This is a genomic window from Mycetocola sp. Y791 (assembly GCF_059445325.1).
In genome coordinates this window covers 14160-34589 of record NZ_JCAIUC010000005.1, presented here as the reverse complement: position 1 = coordinate 34589, position 20430 = coordinate 14160, and the positions used below count along the sequence as shown (strand labels likewise).

Sequence of the window (20430 nt, the reverse complement as noted above, 5' to 3'; positions counted from 1 at the left end):
GGCGTGTCGTCGACGGGTTCGGGATGTCGTCAAATGACCGTTTCTCGACATGCTACGTCCGGCCGCAGTGTATCCCGGTTAGCACCCGCATCACCGGGCATTTTCCCGGGCACCGGGTATACAGGAATGCGCCCCTGCGGAAACACGCTGTCATTTCCCTAAGCCGACTGCACTGACTGTCCGAAGTCCTCTGCACTACGATTTCGCGTCCGCAAGGGGACCAGCTTGCGGGACAGCTTCAATCGACAGTCTAAACGGAGCCCGCCACTGAACACTTGCCATGGTACAATTGCAACTGTGAATTATTTATTCTTCGTCTACTGGGGCTAACACCAGTCTGCTCCTTGTGAGTTTTCCGAGGCTGCGGGCTGGTTTTTCATGCCATCGTCACCGACATTTCTGTCATGTGTGGCGTCCCAGCAGATCTGAGCGCATTTCCCGCTCCACATCACGCCCATCACTTCTAACCATGGGTGTTTTCTAACCGAGCGGTTGCGCCTCCCTTTCGGAGGAATAATGACCATCACAATTAGCTTGCCTGCACGCGCCCGCGCGCAGCTCATAGCTTCCACTATTCATGTTGTCCGTGGCGGGCGTAGGGTCCTGACCAACGTTGACCTCACCATCACACCAGGAACCCGAGTGGGGATCGTCGGCGAAAACGGCCGCGGAAAATCAACCCTGCTTCACGTCCTTGCCGAGATACTGGCACCTGACTCAGGCACAGTGCTACGCGTTGGCACGCTCGGCATCGCCGAACAAGAAATGCCCACCGATGACGGCCGCACGGTCGGGGATCTCATCACCGAGCAACTGGCCGATTCCCGCGCTGCGCTGCGCGCATTTGATCTTGGCGCAGAAGCCTTGGCGGCCCAGTCACCAGGAGCGGAGGAGATATTCACCGAAGCCCTGAATGCGGCCGAGACGCTTGATGCCTGGGACGCGGATCGCCGGGTTGACGTCGCTCTCGAAGCTCTGGGTGCCGTCACCGACAGAGAGAAACTGCTGTCTGAACTATCTGTGGGTCAGCGCTATCGCGTCAGGCTTGCCTGCCTATTGGGCGCTGAACATGATTTCCTTCTCCTGGACGAACCGACGAACCACCTCGATCAGCAGGGGCTGGACTATCTCACCGAGCAGCTGCGTGGTAGCCCAGGAGGAATCGTCGTCGTGAGCCACGACCGGGCACTCCTGACAGATGTTGCAACCCACATCTTGGATCTTGACCCGAGCCGAGACGGGATTCCGCGCCTCTACGGCGGAGGGTATTTGGGGTACAAGGAAGGACGCGCAGCAGAGCGTGAACGGTGGGTCGATGAATACGAACAGCAACAAGCCGAACATTCCCGACTGACCCAAGACCTGGCAACCGCTCAGAACCGGCTCGTGTCGGGATGGCGACCGCCCAAGGGAACAGGGAAACACCAGCGGCAAACCCGTGCCCCAGGTCTTGTTCGTTCGGTGCACAGACGGCGCGATGACCTTGAAAATCACAGAATCACTGCTCCCGAGCCACCGCTTGAATTTCGAATGCCCGAACTTTCCGCGCGGCCTGGTGTCACACTGATCCAGGCGGTGGAAGTCGCAGTCGATGGGCGGATGCCCTCAGTGACGACGCTTTTCCTCGAGTCGGGCAGCAAGTTTGTGGTCTCCGGGCCGAACGGTGCCGGAAAATCAACCTTCCTTAACGTGTTGGCCGGAACCCTCGCACCTTCTACCGGAGAAATCCATCATGCCCGTGGAGCAAGAATCGCATACCTTGCCCAGGAATCTCCTACCGCAACGACATTGCGGGCACGCGACGCATTCAACGCCCACCTCGGCACCTTGACCAGCGCCGGAACGCTCAAAGAAGGCGAAATGATTTCCCTCAAGTCGCTCGGGATTCTATCCTCGGCCGATCTTAACCGTCCCGTGCGGGAGCTATCCATGGGCCAACAGCGCCGTCTCGATCTTGCGATGGCACTGGCAACCAAACCTCATGTGCTGTTGCTCGATGAACCCAGTAACCACCTGTCCATATCCCTTGTTGATGAACTCACCGAGGGGCTACACCTGACGAAGGCCGCCGTAATAGTAGCGACCCACGACCGTCAACTTCGCCGCGACCTTGCAAGCTGGCAGCACATCAACTTGGCAAACCCCAAAGAAAACTGGTCTGGAAGCTCAACATTCGAAGGGCGCACCTCATGAATACGTCACCACATCACAAACCCGCTTCTGCATCAAAATGGCGAGCCTTGGCCCCGCTTCATCATCGTGACTACCGCCTACTACTAGGCGCGGTGGGTCTATCACTTTTCGGAACCGGCATGTGGACCATCGTGATGGTTTTCCAGGTACTCTCGATCGACAACTCACCCACGGCACTATCAATGGTCGCGGCCTGCCTCAGCGGCGGCCTCTTCGCCTTCGCTCTGGTCGGAGGTGTCACCGCCGACCGCTTCTCGAAACGGACCATCATCATCTCGGTCCAGGCAACGAACTTGGCTGCCGTGGCAATGGTGACCCTTATGGCGTTCAGTGGAGGTATCCAGCTTTGGCACATGGCCCTTGCCTCAGCAATGCTCGGGGCTGGGAGCGCGTTCTTCTACCCGGCCTGCAGTGCTTTCCTACCCACCATTTTGCCCCCGGATGAACTCTTAGCGGCCAACGGTTTGGAAGGTGCACTCAGACCCACTATGGGGCAAGGAATCGGGCCGGCGATCGGAGGAATGATCGTGGGAGCATTTCTTCCGATGCACGGCGCGTTGGTCGTCGCCGCACTCTATGCGATAGCACTGAGCCTGGTGGTCTTCATACGTCCAGACCCGAGAGGCCCCAAAGAACTAGATCGAGCCGCAGCGTCACAAGGTATCTTTGCGGATCTGGGTGAAGGTATTTCCTTTACGGTGAAAACGAGATGGCTGCTTTGGACACTCATCTTTGCGTGCCTCATGACATTGATCATCATGGGGCCGATAGAAGTGCTCATTCCCTTCATTGCACGAGACAACTTCGGCAATGGCGAGCAGGTTTTTGGGTTTCTCCTCACTGCGTTCGGGATGGGAGGGGCGGTTGGATCGCTGGTTGTTTCTTCCCTGCGAATGCCACGCCGCTACCTGAGTGTCATGGTGCTTGGCTGGGGTGCCGGGACCATCCCACTAGCATTCCTGGGTATCACTACATCGTTCTGGGTGATGGCAGCTGCCCTGTTCATTGTCGGATTCAGCTCAGGGGCAGGAATGGTCATCTGGGGCACGCTTCTGCAACAGCGGGTTCCGATAAACATGATTGGCCGCGTCGCAAGCCTGGACTTTTTCATTTCGATCGCGCTGATGCCACTTTCGATTGCCCTGGTCGGTCCCATCGCAATGGTGGTACCCGCAACCGTCATCTTCGCCGTAGCAGGGACAACACCGGTATTGATCGCGGTCCTTGCCGTACTCGCCGGGAGAATGCGACGAGACGAAATGAAGCATCCTCTCAATGCCACCACTGAGAGCCAAGACCCCATCGAGTTGATACGTCAGGAACACGAATAACCCCCCTCACAGGTGCAAATGTTCATCACCTGGGCGTGGGAGTCCGCTAAGGATGCTTCCACGCCCACGAGGGGCAGGCAGGAGGCAATCCCGCTGCCACAAGTCCAGAACTCACGAGCACGCTGCCAAGAATTGAATGTTCCAAATCGCTGTGAACCGCGCACAGACAGGTTCGCCAAAAGGAGCTGTCCCAGTAGACGTTCCTTGGGTTCTTGCGGGACTGGTTACGTTCAGAGCAGCGTGGTCCATACCAGTATCAGACCCGCTACCTATGGTTCAGTCAGCGCTATCAGGGGAGATACGCAGGGGGCGAAGCCCGCTTGGTGTGGTGGTGGTGAAGGCATAGCGACCGAGCATGTTGACGTGTTGATCGCCGAGCGGGGACAACCGGACGATATCGGCGTCATCCACGAGGTTGCCGTCCTCGCGCAGTGCATTGATGGAGGCATCTGTGTAGCGGGTGTTCCAGAGCACGATGGCGTTCAGGACCAAGCCAAGTGCACCGAGCTGGTCCTCCTGGCCCTCGCGGTAGCGCTGGTAGATCTGCCCGCGCCGCCCGTGGAAGATGGCGCGTGCCAGACGGTGGCGTGATTCCTGGACGGTCTGCTGCGTATGGGTCGTTCGCCGGTATGTTTCCTCGAGTGGGTCGATGAGGGCGAGCAGGTGGATGGTCTTGTCGATGCGCCCGTATTCGGTGATCGCGGCACCCAGTGGGGACGGGCTGCCGTCACGCGAGAGCACGCGCAGCAAGTCGTAGGCGCGCACCGTCCCTGTCGCCAGAGACGCAGCGACGCGGGTCATGTCATCCCAGTGTGCGGCGATCCTGGCTAAGTTGATCCGGTTGCGGGCGACATCGTTCAGCGACCCGTAATCGGAGTCCGTGGTGCCACGCGGGGTTGCGCGCCAGAGGCGTTGGTCGGACAGATTGGCGATCCGTGGCGAGAACCGGTAGCCCAGCAGGGCGAAGATCCCGAAGACCATGTCGGAGTAGGAAGCCGTGTCCGAGGTGATCGTTTCCGGTCGGGGGCCGCCGTCGAGGTTCAATATCGTGTCCAGCACGTAGAGTGAATCACGCACGGTGCCGGGCACGACAGTGGCGCCGATGCCGGCCACCTGGTCGTTGACCGCGTTGAACCACGTCAGCCCGCGTCCACGGCCGAAATACTTCGGGTTCGGGGCAGCGTTAATCGTGCGTACCGGTACCACGAACCGCAGACCATCGACCGAGGCCAGCAGCCCACCGCCCCACACCTGAGCGACAGGGATCTCACCCTGGGCCTTGATCAAGGTCGCGTTCGCGGCGGCGTGAGTCTCGCTGCGCAGGTAGTTCGCATCCACGTGTCCAAGCCGAGCGCGCGTCAGAGACGGGTGGCCCTCAGCAACCACGGGTGTCAGGCCAACGTTGCAGGCCTCTGCAACCAGCAGCGCCGCAACCGAGCGCGGCAGATCATCCATACGGGCCCTGGACTGCCCGATGTGAGTGTAGGCGTCGAGGAACCCGGTCCAGGAATGAACCTCCAGCAGCAGCTCGGGAAGATCTACCCGTGGCAGCATCGAGGCGACCTGCCCACGGAGTTCACGCAGCGAGTCCGGGATCTCCAGGGCATCCAGACGGTCAACCTTCAAACGTGTGCGCCCGTCCGTACTTGAGGGTTCCACCCGTACTGAACCGTTTGGGCCCGCTTCCTCGAGGCTTGCCGTCAAGTTCTTCCAGGCCGTATCCAGTACCTCAACACGATCGTTCAGGTGTTCAGCAGCCGGCCCTTCCAGGCCCAAGCTGGTCAGCGCCCGATCACGTACCTGTTCCCACTGCTCACCGTCGAGCAGCTGGGCGCGTGGGTCGCCCCACCGGGTCGATGGTGTGGCAAACACGTCCCGACGGCGCAGGCAAACGCGTAGCTGCTCCAACACGCACAAAATCCATGCTTCCCGGTCAACTTCTACCCCGTCGCGACCGAACACCGCCGCGCGCCAGGCAGCCGGTACCAAGGCCTCGGTAACGTCGTCCTTGTGGAGCTGCCGGCGGCCACGCAGGGCTTCCAATCCGGCCAGGGCATCAAGCACAGGCTGTCCCGTTGCCGTTGCCCGCAGTGGCAACACGGTAGCCAACAACCCCAGGAACGGGGCAACCGTCCGGTATCGGCGGGCCACCTGCACACGCATCGCGCCCTCCAGTCCAGAGGCATCCGGGATGAGAGCACCGACCGTGTCGGCGTACTGCGTGATCTGATCCCTTGCGGCGACCTTTTCCAGCCGCGCCCATACCGTCGCTACATCGACTTGCTCGCCCGCTTCCTCCAGCAGACAGACCAATTCACGGCCGACACGGGCAAGAACAGCCGAGGCTTTCTCCAGCTCGGGCAGTGTCTCCAACCGTGCCGCGACCGCAGCCCGCTTCGAGGGCCCCAATACCTTCGATGCCATCAGTGCATCGAACAAGTCCAACGCATCATCGACCGCCGCCACTGACAACGCTTCCACTGTCGCAACCAACGTGGCCGTGCGGCGCGGCTCCGCCAATCGGCGCAGCGACTGCGCCTTTGCTTCCACCCCATACCGTGCCAGCGCCCGTAACCGAGATGCCGGCATTCCTGAAGTCTCCACCGCGTCAATCCCCAGGGCACTGACTTGCTCGACCCGTGTCAGGGCCTTGTTCAAGGCAGGCCCGGATAACCTCACAGGCCCTGCGCGTAATGCTTCTAACCTGGACCCACGGGCACCCTCATCAACGGCCAGCAATCCAAGCAAACGTCCCGGCAACTGAGGATCCGCGACCATTGCTGCCCCAGCCAGTCGCTCGTGCAGCTCCGACACTGCACGTTCACGAGCAGCCTGAACCGACTTCAGTAGTCTCGTCACGCCAGGAAGGAGTACCTGTTTCCGACGCAACCAGGCCACCGCATGGGCGAACAACGCCTTCGGCCCCTCACCATGCGTCCAGGCGCGCGAGTAAACGAACTCGCTCAAATCCTCGACCGCAGCTCCCGTGAAGTCCCCGTAGCCATAGAGCCGGCGGATCTCCCGCGCATGAGCGTTCGGAGTCGCAACGCGCTCGGGGTACCGCTTGATCATCGAGGGATCATTGATTCGGAGCTGTGCCGCCAAATATTCCACCACGGACCACGGAACATCCAGCGGATCCGACAGGAAAGCACCCAAGAACCGCACTGTCCCAACCTGAAGCGCAAAACCGAGCCGGTTGTGGTCACCGCGGCGCCCAGCAATCCTTTCCAGGTCAGCCGCGTCGAGATAGAAGAACTGCTCCAGCTCCGCCTGAGATGGTTCGCCTACGAACCGCCCGAACACCACCGCTTGTTCCTCGGTCAAATATTGATCAGTCGGCATATCACCACGCTACCTCGCGCCCTCGCAGGGCTTAGCGCTCAATCCGTCCCCGTTACTACCAAGACCCCTAGGTGGTTGCCATGTTCTCTCTCCCTCTCATTTTTTTGCCGTTGATGGCACGTAGTGCCACAGCGAGCGCAGTAGCGGAGTGCAGGAGTAGTGCTGGTCCTGCACGGCCGAGCGGAGCGAGAGACGGGTGAGGCCGGCGCGTCTAGGAAGGCCGCGCAGCGACCGCCCGGACGGATGCGCGCAGCGGAGCGGTTGCTACAGTGCCGAAGGCATCAACGGCAATAAATTGGGCGCTTGCGCCTACTGCGGCCGGCTTGCCGGCCGGCGTCTGGCTCGGGCCGCTCCGTCGGCTCGAACTGGGGGAGCGCGAGGGGGTCGCACCCTCGCGCCGCGCCCTATCGGGGCGCGGCTGGGGCCACGCTCTGCGCGCGGCCCCTATGCCCCTAATACCTCTAATACCTCTTATAGGGATAATGCCTCTATTCTGCGGCGTGGCGGTGGTCCTGCACCTCGGCCCAGGCGTAGGCCAGATCCCATCCGGCTTCGACCTGGATTCGTACGGTCTTGGGGTTGGCGCGCTGCACGAGTGACCAGGTGCCGCGGATCTTCACGGCGTCGCCTTTCTTGACGGTCTCGCGGCTGTAGTTGGTGGCCTGGCCGGTGGCGATCTGGTCGGCGCGGATCTGCTGCCAGTAGGCGAGCTGGTCGCGCAGCTCGGCGAGCTGGGGCGCGTAGTGCTCGGCGCGCTTGGCCTGCTGCTCTGCGGTGGCGGGCTTGTAGCCGGTTTCGCGGTCGTAGACGTCGGCCGAGATGCTGCGCTCGACTCGGCGAATGTCGGCGGTAATTTTCTCGATGCGGTTCGCGACGGTCACGGGCTTGTAGCGGGCGCTCGTGGTGGCGGCCGCGACGCGTGCGCGCCGTGCGGTTTCCTCGGCCTCGGCGTCGGCTGCGATGGCCTGCCCCATGCGGCGGTGTGCCGTCTCGATGGCGTTGCGGTGGCGCTGCTCGGAGTGGTGGCCGATCTTGATGGGCTCGCCGCCCTCGGGGAGCGCGTTACCGGCCGCGTCTGCCCGGTTCCATGCCTGCTGTGCGTCTGCGCTCTTGCGCAGCGCCTTCGCTTCGAGCGCGTCGGCGCGGTTGGCCTGGCGCATGGCCTTGCCTGCTTCGACCTCTCCGGCGCTGCGGGTGGTGCGGTCGATTTCGAGGGCCAGCGCGTAGCCTGCGGTTTCGAGGGCTGAGGCGGTGCGGGTGATGACGTAATCCTTGGGCAGGCGGTCGCGGCTGTGCGGCACGTACCAGGCGGAGATGCTGCGGCCCCAGCGCCATCCGTTCGCTTTGAGGATCTGCGCGGTGCCGTCGCCGCGCTCGGTGCCCTCGATGATGGTTCCGGCTTCGTGCGTGTGGGTGATGGTCAGCATGTCAATGTCTCCATTGTCTCTATTAGGGATAATGCCTCTATTTGGTGGGCTTGTCGGGTGTTCCCGGTTCTCCCTCGATTTCTTTTTGCCGTTGATGGCACCCTGTGCCAGCGCGAGCGCGGCCGCGGAGCGCAACCGTAGTGACGAACCCGCACGGCCGAGCGCAGCGAGAGACGGGCGAGGCCGGCGCGTCAAGGGAGGCCGCGCAGCGGGTGACCGGACGGATGCGAGAAGCAGAGCGGTCGCTATGCTGCCGAAGGCATCAACGGCAAAAGAATGAGCGCGTCAGCGCGGGGGAGTGCGGCCGCGCAGCGGCCTGCTCGAATCGGCCGGCCTCGGTCGCCGGCCGTCGGCCGCGGATGCGGCCGGTGCAGCTCGACGAGCTGCTGGGGGGAGGCCTGCGGCCGACCATGACGATGCTCGGCCGTCCACACTGGGTGCAGGTCAGCCCTGCGATAGCTGAGCTGTGCCCATTGTGCGGCGGGCGAGCCGAACAGTCGTCGTCACCAGGTGGTCGGGTGCGTGCAGCCGTCCACGTGTTGGCGCACGACAACGGGTGCGGTGGGGCTGCCGCGGGTTTCGCAAGCGAACCCCTTGCCCTCAGATGGGGTTTGGTTGCGGTGGAGCTGTGCAGGGCAGGGTTATGCGGCGAGTTCGTAGAACTGGGGGAGTAGGCCGGTTCGGATGGCGATTTTGGCGGCTTCGTGATCGGGGCGGCCGTCGGCGGTGCGGGGGTAGGCGGGGTAGCGATCCCATGCGCGGCCGAGTACGAATGCTTGCTGTTCGTGCCTGGCGGGGCGTTTGTTCGCGTTCTTGCCGGGGCTGCTGAGTCTGAGCACTTCTGCTTGCCACCATCCCCAATGCACGCGCTCGACGGTGTAGGCGTCGGCGCGTGCAGCCAGGCGGCCGTGGACACCGAGCTGCACGGCTACGCGGTCGCGCTCGTCGGGGTGAGTTGACGTCCAGCCGGCACGGGTGAGGCGTACGAGTCCGTATGAGGCGAGACGGTGGAGGGTGCGCTGAGCACTGAGCATGGTTTGGGCGGTGGCCAGGGCTATGTCTTCCAGTGTGAGGGGGAGGGAGAGCCGAGCATAGGTGTTTCCAGCGTGGAGTCCGAGAGCCCGAGTGCAGGTGAATACGTCGTGTCGAGAGTGCTGCAGTCGGGTGGTCAAGGTCGTGATGAGTAGATCCCGGTGTGCGGCCGCCGCCCCTGCGGGGCGTGCGCCCGCTTGTGACCGGGCGGTGTCTAAGGGGCTGTGGATAGCGTTCTGGGGGTCGATGGTCCAGTGCGCTCCGTTGGGGCCATCGGCGCCGAGAGTGCGGGTGATCCATCCGCTTTCCGCGAGGCGCAGAAGCGCAGTGCGCGCGGTTTCTCGGCCGACGCCTGCCAGGACAGCGAGGCGGCGGGTATCGGCCTCCACAGAGGCGCTGACGGCCTGTAGAGCGAGGAGGCAGAGGGTATCGAGGATGCGGCGGTCTGAGGGGCCGCCGCCGCGCGTCCAGCGTCCTACGGAGGCATCGGCGCGTGTCTGCACCTGGTCGACGTGCTCGGCGATCGCCTGGGCGCGTGGCTCGAACGTGGGGTCTTCTCCGACCTGGCGGGGAGTCGTGGCCACGCGGCGCACTGCGCGGGTCCACTGGGCGCGGAGGACGCCTTGTGAGGAGTGCGAGCCGTGTACGGGGCGGGGGCGGCGCTGCGCGGAGCCCTTGCTGCGGCGCTCAGTGCGGGCGTGCTCTAGGCCGGGAGCTGTGGGCAGGAGTGCTGCGACGTCGGCGTAGCGCCAGCGCGCGGCAGCGGCACCGATGAGTACGCGCCAGAGCACTGCTGAGGCGTCTGTGTCGCGGGTGACGTCCTGGTGCAGGGCTTCGGCGCTTCCGGCCGGCAGGGGCCGGCGTGGGCCGGGGAGGTACACCTGCCCGGTCTCGTCGACGGGTAGCGGGCCGGCTTCCGGGCGGGCAGCGGCGCTGCTGTCGGTCGGGTAGTCGGTGTTGAGCTGTGAGGCGAGCTGCACGAGCTGCGCTGGCGTAGTTGTCGGCGTGGTGAGCGTGGCGACGTCGCCGCTGAGCACGTGGGAGTGCCCGCCGAGTCGGTGGGGTGCTCCTGGGGGGCGCACCGAGCCCGTCGACGGGTTACTGATGGGCGTGCGGTCCAGGCTCGGGCAGGCGCGTGCGAATGAGATGCCGAGGTCTTTCACGAGCTGCGCGTCTGCGGGCTCGGCGAGTGCGATCCATACGTGTCGGCCGCCGGTCGGCCCGGACTCGCAAATCACGTGCTCGATGCCGAACTGTGTGAGGTATTCGGAGATGGTGTGGGCGTCTTCGGCGGCCGCGGACGAGCCTGCTTTCGCGTCGAGGTCGAACGCGATCAGGTGGAATTGACCGTCTCGGTCGGCGAGCATAACTGCCCACGGTCCTGCGGGGGCAGGGCCGGTGATCGCCGCGGTGGAGGCGTAGAGGTTCAGGGTCGTGCCCTCGACGTCTTCGACAGCGACGCGCACACGGGGGCGCGGGCTCAGCTCAGCAGTGAGCGCCCACGCCACGCCGATAGGCGTACACGTACGGTTAGCTGGCTCTAATGATATGATTAACGCACCTCCTACAAGGCAGGCAAAAGCCCCTCGGGGCTTTTGAATCACCTGATCCGTTTCTGTCGCCAAACTTCTGCGGCTCAGGTACTGACTTCCGATCCCCCACTCCCCGGAGTGGGGGATCGTTCATTTATGCGGTCTTCGAGATAGAACCGCCTTCCGTATCGCTATCGTGAGCAACGGTCACTGTACGCGGCCGTTGCAGACCCGGCAGGGTGTCGCCGTCAACCGGCAGATCCCAGCCTTCGGGAATGCCATCGGGACCGGGTTTGCCGGACCGGATCGCTGCCTCAACAATTGCCCAGATAGGGGCGTTTGCGCTCTTCGAGTAGGTGTCGATGAGTTCCTTCACCTCAGGGGCAACGAAAAGGTTGAGAGCAACCTTCGGTGTCCCCCTGGGGCGTCGGTACTGTTGACTGGCCATGCATCAACACTACCCCGATGCGCCTACATCTACATAGATTGAGTGCCCGGCGTGTTGATCTACATTAATGCAGCTCAATTCTGCATGTGACGTCGCCGAGCACGAGCGTGGTTCCTGGTTGGACGACGTAGGGGCGTCCGGGCTGGAAGATCATGGGCGGCTCGGTGGCGGTCTGTACGCCGTTGCCGCTGTGGTGGTCGGTGACGAGGATCTGGCCTGCGTTGTCGACGTCGACGAGTGCATGGGTGCGGGAGAGCATGCGGCCGGGGCTGTGTAGGGCGATGGGTCGACGGCCGTCGACGGGCTCGGGCCGTCGACCGATTGCAGCGCTGTCGACGTCGATGGGTTCGTGGGCTGTGCTGAGGAAGAGGCGCAGCGTCAGCCGGGTGGCCGGCGCTGGCGTGCCTGTGGGCGGCGTCTGCTCGATGGCGTGTTCTGCGGGTGGGCCGACTACCTGTACGTCGACGCGATGTGGGCCAGCGATGCCGCATTGCTCGCACTTTGCCGCGGTGATGGGCTGGGTGTGCCGGCAGACTCGGCAGGGGCCGTTGTGGACGGTGAGCCCGTATGCGGGCGGGATCTTGCCGGCGTCGTCGATGAGCTGCACGTAGCCCTCTGGCCGGATGGCGAGCTGCCATGTTTGGGTGTCGTCGGTGACCTCGAACCGTACGGGGCGTCGGAGCTGCTGCGCGATCACTGCGCAGCGGGCGATCATGCCGGTGCGCAGTTCGTCGACGCTGGCAGCGTGGCAGAGTCGATCGGTCTTGTTGATGGTGAGCACACCGGCCCCATCGGGGCGGACGGTCGCGCTGATGCGCGGCCAGTCCGCAACCCGGTGGGTCTTATCGGGGGTGGTCATAGTCCGCGTGCGACGGCGGCTCCGGCGGCGAGCCAGGCGCGCTGTGTCGCGGGTCGGAGGGAGCCGTATCGCAGTACCCCGTCGATCATTGCCGGGTCGTGGGGGATCGTGATGGCGTCGCGTGCGATCGCGCGGTAGCCGTCTGCGACGCGGGCGGCGTTGTTGGCCTTGGGGTCTGCCTGGTTCACAACGACAACAGCGTTTTTGGTGAGCTGCGCGGTGTGCTCGTCGCGTTCGGCGAGGGCTTCGAGGAGAAGCGCGCCGGCCTCTGCGTGGTCGTCGCGGGTCGTGGTCGCGACCACGAGTTGGTCGGTGTGGTCGATCATGCGCCGCCACATCGGGTCTGACTCGTCGTTGCCGCTGTCGATGAAGATCAGCCGGTAATACTTGCTGGCTACCTGGTGGATGGCGTCGACGTCGGCGGCGTCGACGCGCTGCGCGCTTGCCAGCTCCATCGGCTTTGAGCGCAGCACGTCGTAGCGGTCGCGCGTCTGGTGGTGCACGAAGTGGGCGAGGTCGGCTGACTGAGCACCCGTGCTCAGGAGCCGGTCAGTTTGGGGGAGAAGGTCAAGCAACGTAGCCTCGTGCGGCCCTTGCTCGGTCCGCCATCCGAGTGTGCCCCTCGTTTGGTTGTTATCCCATGTGAGGACACCGGCACCGCCGTAACGTGCGAAAACTGCGGCAAGCAAAACAGTTGAGGGCGTCTTGCCGGCCCCTCCCTTCGCGTTGACGATGGCGATTGTGCGGGGTCCTGGCCAGTGTTGGCTTACCTCGTGGACGTCGGCGCGCTCGGCGCGCTCGGCGTCGCTCGGGCTCATGCGGAGCCCGACGCGGGAGAGAGCACCGCGCCATCCGCGAGTTGCCGGCTCCTCGGTCTGCTCCTGAGTGAGGAACGACTGGCGGGCCTCGCGCCTGGTGGCCGACGTCGACGTCGCCGTGGCGATCGCCGGCACTTCGGCATGGCCGGGAGACGGCACGACGGCGGCGGCCGCCGGAGTGTCTGTGGCGATCGCGGGATCTTCGGCTGACGCTGGTTCGTCGTCCTCGGCGTCGCGCTCACGCGGGCGCGCGGGTGCGCTGTCGTCGGCTTCGACGGTGCCGTCTGCGGCGATAATGACGGGCCAATCGCCGTCGGGGTCAGTCATTGTGGCGCGGACGCTGCGGCCGAGCTTGTCGGCTGTTTCAGCGACGAGCTCGACGACTGCAGCTCGAGCTCCGGGGAGGTCTTCGGCCTGTACCGGGTGCGTTTTCCCGCTGATGTTGACCTCTCCGCTGCCGTCGTCCTTGATGACGGCAGCGACGCGGGGCCATGCGGCCGTGGTGTCTGTGCTCATGGGGGATCTCCTTCTCCTAGTAAGTGATTCCGCGTTCGGCGAGGAACGGTTCGGGGTCAGTGAATTCGCCGTCGATCTGCACCTCGAAGTGGAGGTGGCAGCCGGAGCTTGCGCCGCTCGATCCGGTGCGGGCGATCTGTTCGCCGGCTTTTACTTTGTCGCCAGTTTTCGCGATCAGCCCATCGGCGTACATGTGGACGTAGTGCGTCATGACGCCTCCGCCGTGGTCGACGATGAGGAACCAGTTGCTATACGAGTCGATAAAGACGTTGCTGACGGTGCCGTCGTGGGCGGCCCAAATCGGACCGTAGCAACCGCCAGCTTCGAGATCGAGACCTGTGTGGAATCCTGCGCCGATCACTCCGGGGATTGCGGCTCGGGGTCCGTATCGGTCGTTGATCGGCCCGTCTCCGGGGCTTGCCCAGCCGTCCTTGCCGACGTGTCCTGGCGTAGTGTCGTCTTTGCAGGTTGCGCCGCCCGCGCCGAGCTGGGTGGTCTTGCCGGACAGCTCCTCGACGATCTGCACGGCCGTGTCCCAGTATTTTTCGTAGTGGTATGGGTCAGCGTTGATCTGCGTGCGGTGAGCGACGATCGTCGGCGCGAGGCTTTCGCGTTCCGCCTCGGGCACATTCCTGACCATCGCTTCGAAGAACATGGTGGCGCTCTTGTACGGGTCCATCCGATCTTCGGCTGATCCCCACCCAGCCTGCTGCTGGAACAGCCCTATTGACGTGGTTGCGGAACCATCAGGGTTAGTAACCCCGCCAGTTTCCCAGTCACCATAGTCAATGTTGGTCAGGCTCGACTCGCCCATTGCGGTCATGACACCGATGGTCTGGTCTCGGGCGTTCAGGCCGAGGTCTTCGCCGGCTGTGATGATATGGGCGGCGTTGACGAGTTGTTCGTGACCGTAGCTGCCGATGTTGATGTCGGGCACACTATCCGGGTCGACAGATACGCTGTCGCCGCCGGATCCCGACGGGTTGCAGTTTGCAGCGCTGCCCGTCAGAACAACGGTGAACACAAGTGCCACGATGAACAGTGGCACCGTGAGAATCGCGATGGGGCCGAGTTTCTTCTGACTGTCGCCGGCCATCAGTTCCCCGCTGACTCTGGGGGAACGAACCGGGCGACGAGCCACGGTTCCCCTGCGCCGTCGCGGTTCAAGATGATGTTGTACGTACCGGCATCCGTGGGCACGTCGACGAACACGACCAGGGCGCTCTCATCATCTGTGATGGAGCCTGGCCCGGTCACCTTGGTTGCCGGAATGGACTGAGGCTGCACGTACGCGTAGTCGAGACTGGCCTGCTGGTTCAGCAGCGGCTCTATACCGGCCCACCACTCCTCCTGGGTGATGGTGGGCCGTGCATACGTGCGCATCGCGGTTTCCGCTGCGACGATCGCGGCGGCCCGGTCCGATTCCTCCCAGGATGGCGAGGGGATCGGCCTGTGCCCGTCCTCGAACTGCTCCTGTGCGTGCGCGTTTGCACTAGGCGACGGAGTGGTATCTGCGGGTTTTGAGTCGCCCGCGCACCCTGTCACGAGTACGGCACTAAGCATCAGCGCCGCCGCAAGTACACTCCGCCGCATACTGTCTCCTATTCTTGGGGTTCCTCTTCTTCGTCCGCCTGGCCGATTGAGGCCCCTTGACGCATCTGTTCTTTGAGCGCGTCTCGGAGGATCAGCCAGTGGCCGGCGACTTGGTAGGCCGGCAGTTTGCCGGCCCTGCACATGCCATAGACCCCGGTTGTCGTCTTGCGCAGCAAGGTCGACACCTCGGCAACGGTCAGCGTCTCGGGTTTATCTGCGAACAGCGCGTCAAGCGCGTCAGATGCCGCCGCGCTCATCGCCATCCACCTTCTGTGCATAGCACCAGATTACACCAAGTTCGATAATCTGTATAATTTTGCATCATTTTACGCATACTTACCCCAATTGACCCTATATAATGGTAGACTTGAGAATGATCTCAATACCATTATCCAAGGAGTTGTCTTGACCGATGGAGTAAATCCGTGGGTATCGCGACCCGCGAACCCTGAGCCTACGGCGACGCCTGTAGCTGTGGGGCCGGTGGAGCAGCCCCCTGGCCCGACAGCACCGCAGCGTGGCATCCCCACGCCGGCTGTGCAGATCCCCGTAGTCGACCGCGCACCGCTGGCTACGTTGTGCTGGCTGGGCGTGCATGGGGGATCAGGAGAGTCGAGCCTGTCGCAGCTCGTACCGAGCTGGCCCGCTGCCAGCCACATGTGGCCGCACGCGGCCTCGCCGACACCTACGCGCGTCGTACTGGTGGCCCGCTCGTCGATGAGTGGGCTGCAAGCGGCACAGGCAGCGGCAACCCAGTGGGCTGCCGGCTTGGTGCCGAATGTTGAAGTTCTCGGCCTGGCGATCGTCGCCGACGCACCGGGCCGACTCCCGCGACCATTGCGCGACTTCGCGCGTCTGGTCGGCGGGGGTGTTCCGCGCACCTGGTCGGTGCCGTGGATCGAATCGTGGCGTCTGGGGGAGCCCATCACTCTTCCTAACGCTCCGCGGGAGGTTCGTCGCATGGTCGACGAGCTGACCACGCTCACCCAAACTGGTGCCGCCGGCACCCCGAATTGAGAGAAGGAAACACGATGAGCGTTCTTGTGACCGCCATTCAGACAGCGGTGGAAGTCGCAGCAGTGCTGCCGGCGGATCTGCCGAACCCCGATCCCGTGCAGCCTCCCGGCACCGATGGCTTCACCTCGATCATGGGCTGGGCCAAGTGGGTAGCCCTCGCCGTCGCGATCCTCGCGTTGTTCGCCGTCGGAGCCATGATGGGTCTCAACTCACGCCGCGGAGAGGGCGGAGAGCATGTCGGCAAGATCGGCATGATCCTTGGCGGTGTCGTACTCATCTCGGCCGCGGTTGCTCTCGTCGGTTTCCTCTCGGGTGCCTGATCGGAAGGCGTGACTCATGGCTAACGAGGAAACCCAGCAGAGCCCCTGGACGCGACCGAGCTTCCTGATGGCCGGAGCGCTGGTCATGCTCCTGGTGATCGCGGGCGTCGTGCTCTCGATTATCTTCACGCTAGGCGGTGACGATGATGCTGACTCAAACCCCTCGAAGCCGGCGACTACTGCCGCTCCCGCTCCTGATGAGGGAGTGGAGAGCGGCAGTAGCGTTTGCGGCCTCGAAGGAGACGTGCTCGAAGAGGCGCGTCTGAGTAAAGCACCAACCGCGGATGAATGGCTCTACCGCGGCACTACCGCCTACCCGGTCTCAAATGAATACGGGCCGGGAGAGACCGACTCATCAGGCTTCAAGTACTGCTTCCAGCGCTCACCCGAGGGAGCGGTATTCGCGGCTGCAAGCGCTGTGGCTGCCCAGGAGACCCCCCAGGCAACAGCAGCGTGGATCGACTATTTCCTGGCACCAGGTGCGTACCGCGATCGGCTCCTCGCTGACGGGCCGAGCTTGGACACCGACACCAGCTCATCGCAGACCGACACCCGTATGCAAATTGCCGGTTTTAGGCTACTCGCGTATGACGGCGAGTCGGCTCGCGTTGACATCGCTACTGAAGTTTCAAGTAGCAGCGGCACAGGCACGGCCTCAATCGTCTATGAGCTGGTTTGGTCGGAAGGCGATTGGAAGAGCAGTACCGATTCGGCTGAACCTATCAGTGTGGTTCCCCTGAAAAATTTGGCCGGATACATCGCCTGGAGGGAGTGATTACACATGGCCTGTAACCCAATCGAACTGTTCAGCGACCCCGGAAAATGCACGCAAGATGCAATCTCGGAGTTGCTGGGTGGCGCTCTTGAAGACATGGCGGCGGCTGTCATGGAGGGTCTCGGTAAGGCTGTTGCTTCGCTGGGCACTATGTGGGTGAACGTTGGTACACCGATTCTGACGTTCAGCGAGGGCGATTCTTCGTCGGTGCAGGCCGGTGATGCAGGCGCGGGATCTGGGTTCCTGACCCTCGTCATGGGGTATGTGTTTTGGATCGGCCTTGTGGTCGCGGTCCTCTCGTTGTTCGCTCTTGGTGCTCTCATTGCGGTCAAGCAGCGCCGTGGTGAAGGGTTCGCGTCACTCGGCAAGCTCGGGCTGATCCTGGGGGCGGTGGTCCTGATGGGCGGAGCTTCGTCGATCGTCGCGGGGTTGCTGCCGAATGGCCCAACGAATGCCGGCGGCGCGGTGATGTTCCTACAGTCCGCGCTCTGGTACTACACCGGAGCGTTCGCGGTTCTGTCGGTCATCCTGGGCGGTATCCGCATGGTGTGGGAACAGCGTGCCGAACCGGGCAAGGACACGGTGCGGAGCCTGCTTACCCTTGTCGTTGTTGCTGGTGCGGGCGTGACTATCACAGCCTTGCTGGTGGCGGCCGCCGACGGCTTCTCCGCGTGGATCATCGACAAGTCGCTGGACTGCAGCGTTGTTGAGGACGGAGCCTGCTTCGGCCGCAGCGTCACAACGCTGCTCGCCTTCGGTGGAGGATCTGGGCTCGGAGCAATCCTCATCATCCTGCTAGGCCTTATCGCGATCTTCGCGTCCATCACGCAGATCATTTTGATGATCGCTCGTGGCGGCATGCTCGTGATCTTGTCGGGGATCTTGCCGCTGGCGGCCTCGATCACGAACACCGAATCGGGTAAGACCTGGTTCAAGAAGTGCATCGCATGGCTGGCCGCGTTTATCCTCTACAAACCTGCCGCAGCGATCATCTATGCCACGGCGTTCTACCTGACCGGATCGGACGTGTTCAAGGATGACGGCACCGGCTTGTTGTCGATTCTGACGGGCATGATTTTGATGGTGCTCGCGCTGTTTGCGATGCCCGCCCTGATGCGCTTCGTAACGCCGATGGTGGGCGCGATGGCTGCCGGCGGTGCCGGTATGGGCGCTGCTGCTATGGCGGGCGGCGCAGCGGCTCTCCCGACGGGTGCCGCGCAGCTCGGACGGCTAGCCGGCTCGAAGGGTGAAGACGGCGCGCAGGGTGCAACGGGTAGCAGCTCCATGTCGACGGGAGCTACACAGTCCGCACCGCAGCAGTCGCCCGGTAGTCAGGGCGCTGGCACCGCGGCTGCGAAGAGCGGTGGCGGTGCAGCGACCACAGGCGGTGGTGCCGGTGGCGGCGCTGCCGCAGCGGGCGGAGGCGCAGCGGCCGCAGGTGGCGGAGCTGCCGCGGGCGGCGCAGCTGCCGGCGGCGCGGCTGCCGGCGGTGGTGTTGCTGCCGGAGCATCGGCGGGTGCCGCAGGCGGCCCGTGGGGTGCGGCTGCCGGTGCCGCACTCGGTGCCGCGAAACAAGCTGGTCAGGCTGCATCCGGTGCAGCTAAGGATCTGGGCGAACAAGCAACTGCAGAAGGGAGCGGTTCGTGACTACCGCAGAAGTGAATCGAGGTCCGCGGACCTACGGCAACTGGCGCAAGCCGACCAGTGCCGGCATCTTGGGGCTGGGCTCTGTAGGTACGGTGATCCTGCTCGGCGGCCTGATGCTCATTGTCATCGTCGTCATGACGGCCGGCCTCCTGGAAGGCGTCATCGCCTTTGCGGTGCTGGCGGTCGTTATGTTGATGGTGGTCGTCAAGGATGCTCACGGCAAGAGCACACTGTCTCGTGGGTCTGCGCGCGTGGGCTGGTGGGCAGCCCGGTCGAACGGCTCGAACATCTACCGCAGCGGGCCTCTCGGCCGTGCGCTGTGGGGCACGTATCAGCTCCCCGGCCTTGCGGCCGCGACTCGACTGTATGAGTACACCGATTCGTACGGTCGCCCGTTCGCGTTGCTCTACACACCTGCCACGGGCTCGTACTCTGTGGTCATTGGCACAGAGCCGGACGGGGCCGCGCTCGTCGACCAGGAACAGATCGACGCATGGGTGGCCGACTGGGGGCACTGGCTGTCGAACCTGGGCGATACGCCTGGGATCGAGGCGGCATCCGTGACGATCGAGACGGCCCCTGACTCTGGCACTCGGCTGCGCCGCGAGGTGCTGACGAACCTCGACGATGACGCTCCCGAGTTCGCGCGCGAGATGCTGCACCAGGTGATCGCCACGTACCCGTCGGGCTCGTCGACGGTGAAAGCGTACGTGACGCTCACGTGGAGCGCGGCACATCGTGCCGGCGGGAAGAAGCGCAAGCACGACGAGATGGGGCACGAGCTGGCCGCCCGTCTGCCCGGTCTCACCGGCAGCCTGCAAGCGACCGGAGCGGGTGCTGCGAACCCACTCTCGGCGCAATCGCTGTGCGAGGCGATCCGTATTGCCTACGATCCTGCCGCGGCAGTGCTGATCGACGAGGCGCACGCCGAGGGCGAGACGCCGGAGCTGACCTGGCCGGACGTCGGACCGTCGGCGGCCGAGGCGTCGTGGTCGGGCTACCGTCACGATTCCGCGTTCTCCTGCACCTGGGCGATGACGGGCGCACCGCGCGGCAACGTCCAGTCGGGAGTGCTGCGCGAACTGCTCGCCCCCCACCAGGAGATTGCCCGCAAGCGGGTGTCGATCCTGTACCGGCCGCTCGAATCGGCGCGCGCCGCGGCGATCGTTGAAGCGGATCTGCGCGCTGCCGAGTTCCGGTTGACGTCGACGAACAAGCCGGCCGCCCGCGACAGCCTCGCTGTGCGGGCCGCGGCCGCAACCGCAACCGAAGAGGCGAGCGGAGCCGGCCTGGTCCAGTTCGGCATGCTCATCACCGCGACCGTCACCGATCCTGCCAAGTACGAAGACGCGAAAGCTGCGATCGACAGCCTGGCGGCCGGCGCACGCCTGCGCGTGCGCCCCGTTTACGGGTCTCAGGACAGCGCGTTCGCTGCCGCACTGCCTCTGGGCCTGGTGCTGCCGAAGCACTTGAAGGTTCCCGCCGAGCTGAGGGAGAAGCTGTGAGCAAGAAGAGCACGAAGAAGCACGAGTCGCCGCGGCGAGCTAAGCGCGCTGCGCAGACCACCAAGGAGCAGG

General features: G+C 64.0%; 16 protein-coding genes. 7 read left to right on the top strand and 9 right to left on the bottom strand.

Going from position 1 to position 20430, the window contains the following annotated elements; all coding sequences use genetic code 11:
• The first annotated feature begins 516 nt into the window (after positions 1–516).
• Positions 517–2193, top strand: coding sequence for an ABC-F family ATP-binding cassette domain-containing protein (locus AC1C2N_RS15745; protein ID WP_096253937.1), 1677 nt, complete (start codon positions 517–519; stop codon positions 2191–2193).
• Positions 2190–3524 (top strand): MFS transporter, encoded by a 1335-nt coding sequence (locus AC1C2N_RS15740; protein WP_075728825.1) that lies wholly within the window; start codon positions 2190–2192, stop codon positions 3522–3524. Before AC1C2N_RS15745 ends, AC1C2N_RS15740 begins: the two co-directional genes overlap by 4 nt.
• A gap of 276 nt (positions 3525–3800) precedes the next feature.
• Here AC1C2N_RS15740 and AC1C2N_RS15735 read toward each other — a convergent pair whose 3' ends face one another.
• The 9 genes from AC1C2N_RS15735 to AC1C2N_RS15695 form a co-directional block, all read right to left on the bottom strand.
• On the bottom strand, positions 3801–6869 hold the full coding sequence (locus tag AC1C2N_RS15735) for a Tn3 family transposase (protein ID WP_495434516.1): 3069 nt from the start codon (positions 6867–6869) through the stop codon (positions 3801–3803).
• Between the two features lie 488 nt (positions 6870–7357).
• Complete coding sequence (locus AC1C2N_RS15730; RefSeq protein WP_495434515.1) at positions 7358–8296, bottom strand: DUF3560 domain-containing protein; 939 nt, start codon at positions 8294–8296, stop codon at positions 7358–7360.
• 641 nt (positions 8297–8937) lie between these two features.
• Positions 8938–10836, bottom strand: a complete 1899-nt coding sequence (locus AC1C2N_RS15725; protein WP_495434514.1) for a hypothetical protein — start codon at positions 10834–10836, stop codon at positions 8938–8940.
• A gap of 178 nt (positions 10837–11014) precedes the next feature.
• Positions 11015–11308, bottom strand: a complete 294-nt coding sequence (locus AC1C2N_RS15720) for a hypothetical protein (RefSeq protein ID WP_360029293.1) — start codon at positions 11306–11308, stop codon at positions 11015–11017.
• Between the two features lie 64 nt (positions 11309–11372).
• Positions 11373–12167, bottom strand: a complete 795-nt coding sequence (locus AC1C2N_RS15715; protein WP_495434513.1) for an FHA domain-containing protein — start codon at positions 12165–12167, stop codon at positions 11373–11375.
• Positions 12164–13501 carry a MinD/ParA family ATP-binding protein gene (locus AC1C2N_RS15710; RefSeq protein WP_495434512.1) on the bottom strand — a complete coding sequence of 446 codons (1338 nt, stop codon included), beginning with the start codon at positions 13499–13501 and terminating at the stop codon, positions 12164–12166. Before AC1C2N_RS15710 ends, AC1C2N_RS15715 begins: the two co-directional genes overlap by 4 nt.
• 16 nt (positions 13502–13517) lie before the next feature.
• Positions 13518–14597 (bottom strand): M23 family metallopeptidase, encoded by a 1080-nt coding sequence (locus AC1C2N_RS15705; RefSeq protein ID WP_495434511.1) that lies wholly within the window; start codon positions 14595–14597, stop codon positions 13518–13520.
• Positions 14597–14884 (bottom strand): hypothetical protein, encoded by a 288-nt coding sequence (locus AC1C2N_RS15700; RefSeq protein ID WP_495434510.1) that lies wholly within the window; start codon positions 14882–14884, stop codon positions 14597–14599. Before AC1C2N_RS15700 ends, AC1C2N_RS15705 begins: the two co-directional genes overlap by 1 nt.
• 218 nt (positions 14885–15102) lie before the next feature.
• Positions 15103–15351 carry a helix-turn-helix domain-containing protein gene (locus AC1C2N_RS15695; RefSeq protein ID WP_495434509.1) on the bottom strand — a complete coding sequence of 83 codons (249 nt, stop codon included), beginning with the start codon at positions 15349–15351 and terminating at the stop codon, positions 15103–15105.
• A gap of 148 nt (positions 15352–15499) precedes the next feature.
• On the opposite strand from AC1C2N_RS15695, the gene AC1C2N_RS15690 reads away from it, so the two are divergent.
• Genes AC1C2N_RS15690 through AC1C2N_RS15670 form a run of 5 tightly spaced genes read left to right on the top strand, consistent with a single transcriptional unit; the run spans position 15500 to position 20358 of the window.
• Complete coding sequence (locus AC1C2N_RS15690) at positions 15500–16111, top strand: DUF6668 family protein (RefSeq protein ID WP_495434508.1); 612 nt, start codon at positions 15500–15502, stop codon at positions 16109–16111.
• A gap of 14 nt (positions 16112–16125) precedes the next feature.
• Entirely contained in the window at positions 16126–16431 is a 306-nt protein-coding gene (locus AC1C2N_RS15685; RefSeq protein ID WP_495434507.1) for a hypothetical protein, read from the top strand.
• Positions 16432–16447: 16 nt separating this feature from the next.
• Positions 16448–17206, top strand: coding sequence for a DUF8175 domain-containg protein (locus AC1C2N_RS15680; protein ID WP_495434506.1), 759 nt, complete (start codon positions 16448–16450; stop codon positions 17204–17206).
• Between the two features lie 6 nt (positions 17207–17212).
• Positions 17213–18853, top strand: a complete 1641-nt coding sequence (locus AC1C2N_RS15675) for a TrbL/VirB6 family protein (protein WP_495434505.1) — start codon at positions 17213–17215, stop codon at positions 18851–18853.
• Positions 18850–20358, top strand: a complete 1509-nt coding sequence (locus tag AC1C2N_RS15670; RefSeq protein ID WP_495434504.1) for an SCO6880 family protein — start codon at positions 18850–18852, stop codon at positions 20356–20358. Before AC1C2N_RS15675 ends, AC1C2N_RS15670 begins: the two co-directional genes overlap by 4 nt.
• The last annotated feature ends 72 nt before the right edge of the window (positions 20359–20430 follow it).

Coding starts and splice junctions, on each gene's coding strand:
- AC1C2N_RS15685 (WP_495434507.1), top strand. CDS start 16,126: ATGAGCGTTCTTGTGACCGCCATTCAGACAGCGGTGGAAGTCGCAGCA.
- AC1C2N_RS15675 (WP_495434505.1), top strand. CDS start 17,213: ATGGCCTGTAACCCAATCGAACTGTTCAGCGACCCCGGAAAATGCACG.
- AC1C2N_RS15740 (WP_075728825.1), top strand. CDS start 2,190: ATGAATACGTCACCACATCACAAACCCGCTTCTGCATCAAAATGGCGA.
- AC1C2N_RS15715 (WP_495434513.1), bottom strand. CDS start 12,167: ATGACCACCCCCGATAAGACCCACCGGGTTGCGGACTGGCCGCGCATC.
- AC1C2N_RS15735 (WP_495434516.1), bottom strand. CDS start 6,869: ATGCCGACTGATCAATATTTGACCGAGGAACAAGCGGTGGTGTTCGGG.
- AC1C2N_RS15710 (WP_495434512.1), bottom strand. CDS start 13,501: ATGAGCACAGACACCACGGCCGCATGGCCCCGCGTCGCTGCCGTCATC.
- AC1C2N_RS15745 (WP_096253937.1), top strand. CDS start 517: ATGACCATCACAATTAGCTTGCCTGCACGCGCCCGCGCGCAGCTCATA.
- AC1C2N_RS15730 (WP_495434515.1), bottom strand. CDS start 8,296: ATGCTGACCATCACCCACACGCACGAAGCCGGAACCATCATCGAGGGC.
- AC1C2N_RS15720 (WP_360029293.1), bottom strand. CDS start 11,308: ATGGCCAGTCAACAGTACCGACGCCCCAGGGGGACACCGAAGGTTGCT.
- AC1C2N_RS15700 (WP_495434510.1), bottom strand. CDS start 14,884: ATGCGCACGTATGCACGGCCCACCATCACCCAGGAGGAGTGGTGGGCC.
- AC1C2N_RS15695 (WP_495434509.1), bottom strand. CDS start 15,351: ATGAGCGCGGCGGCATCTGACGCGCTTGACGCGCTGTTCGCAGATAAA.
- AC1C2N_RS15680 (WP_495434506.1), top strand. CDS start 16,448: ATGGCTAACGAGGAAACCCAGCAGAGCCCCTGGACGCGACCGAGCTTC.
- AC1C2N_RS15705 (WP_495434511.1), bottom strand. CDS start 14,597: ATGGCCGGCGACAGTCAGAAGAAACTCGGCCCCATCGCGATTCTCACG.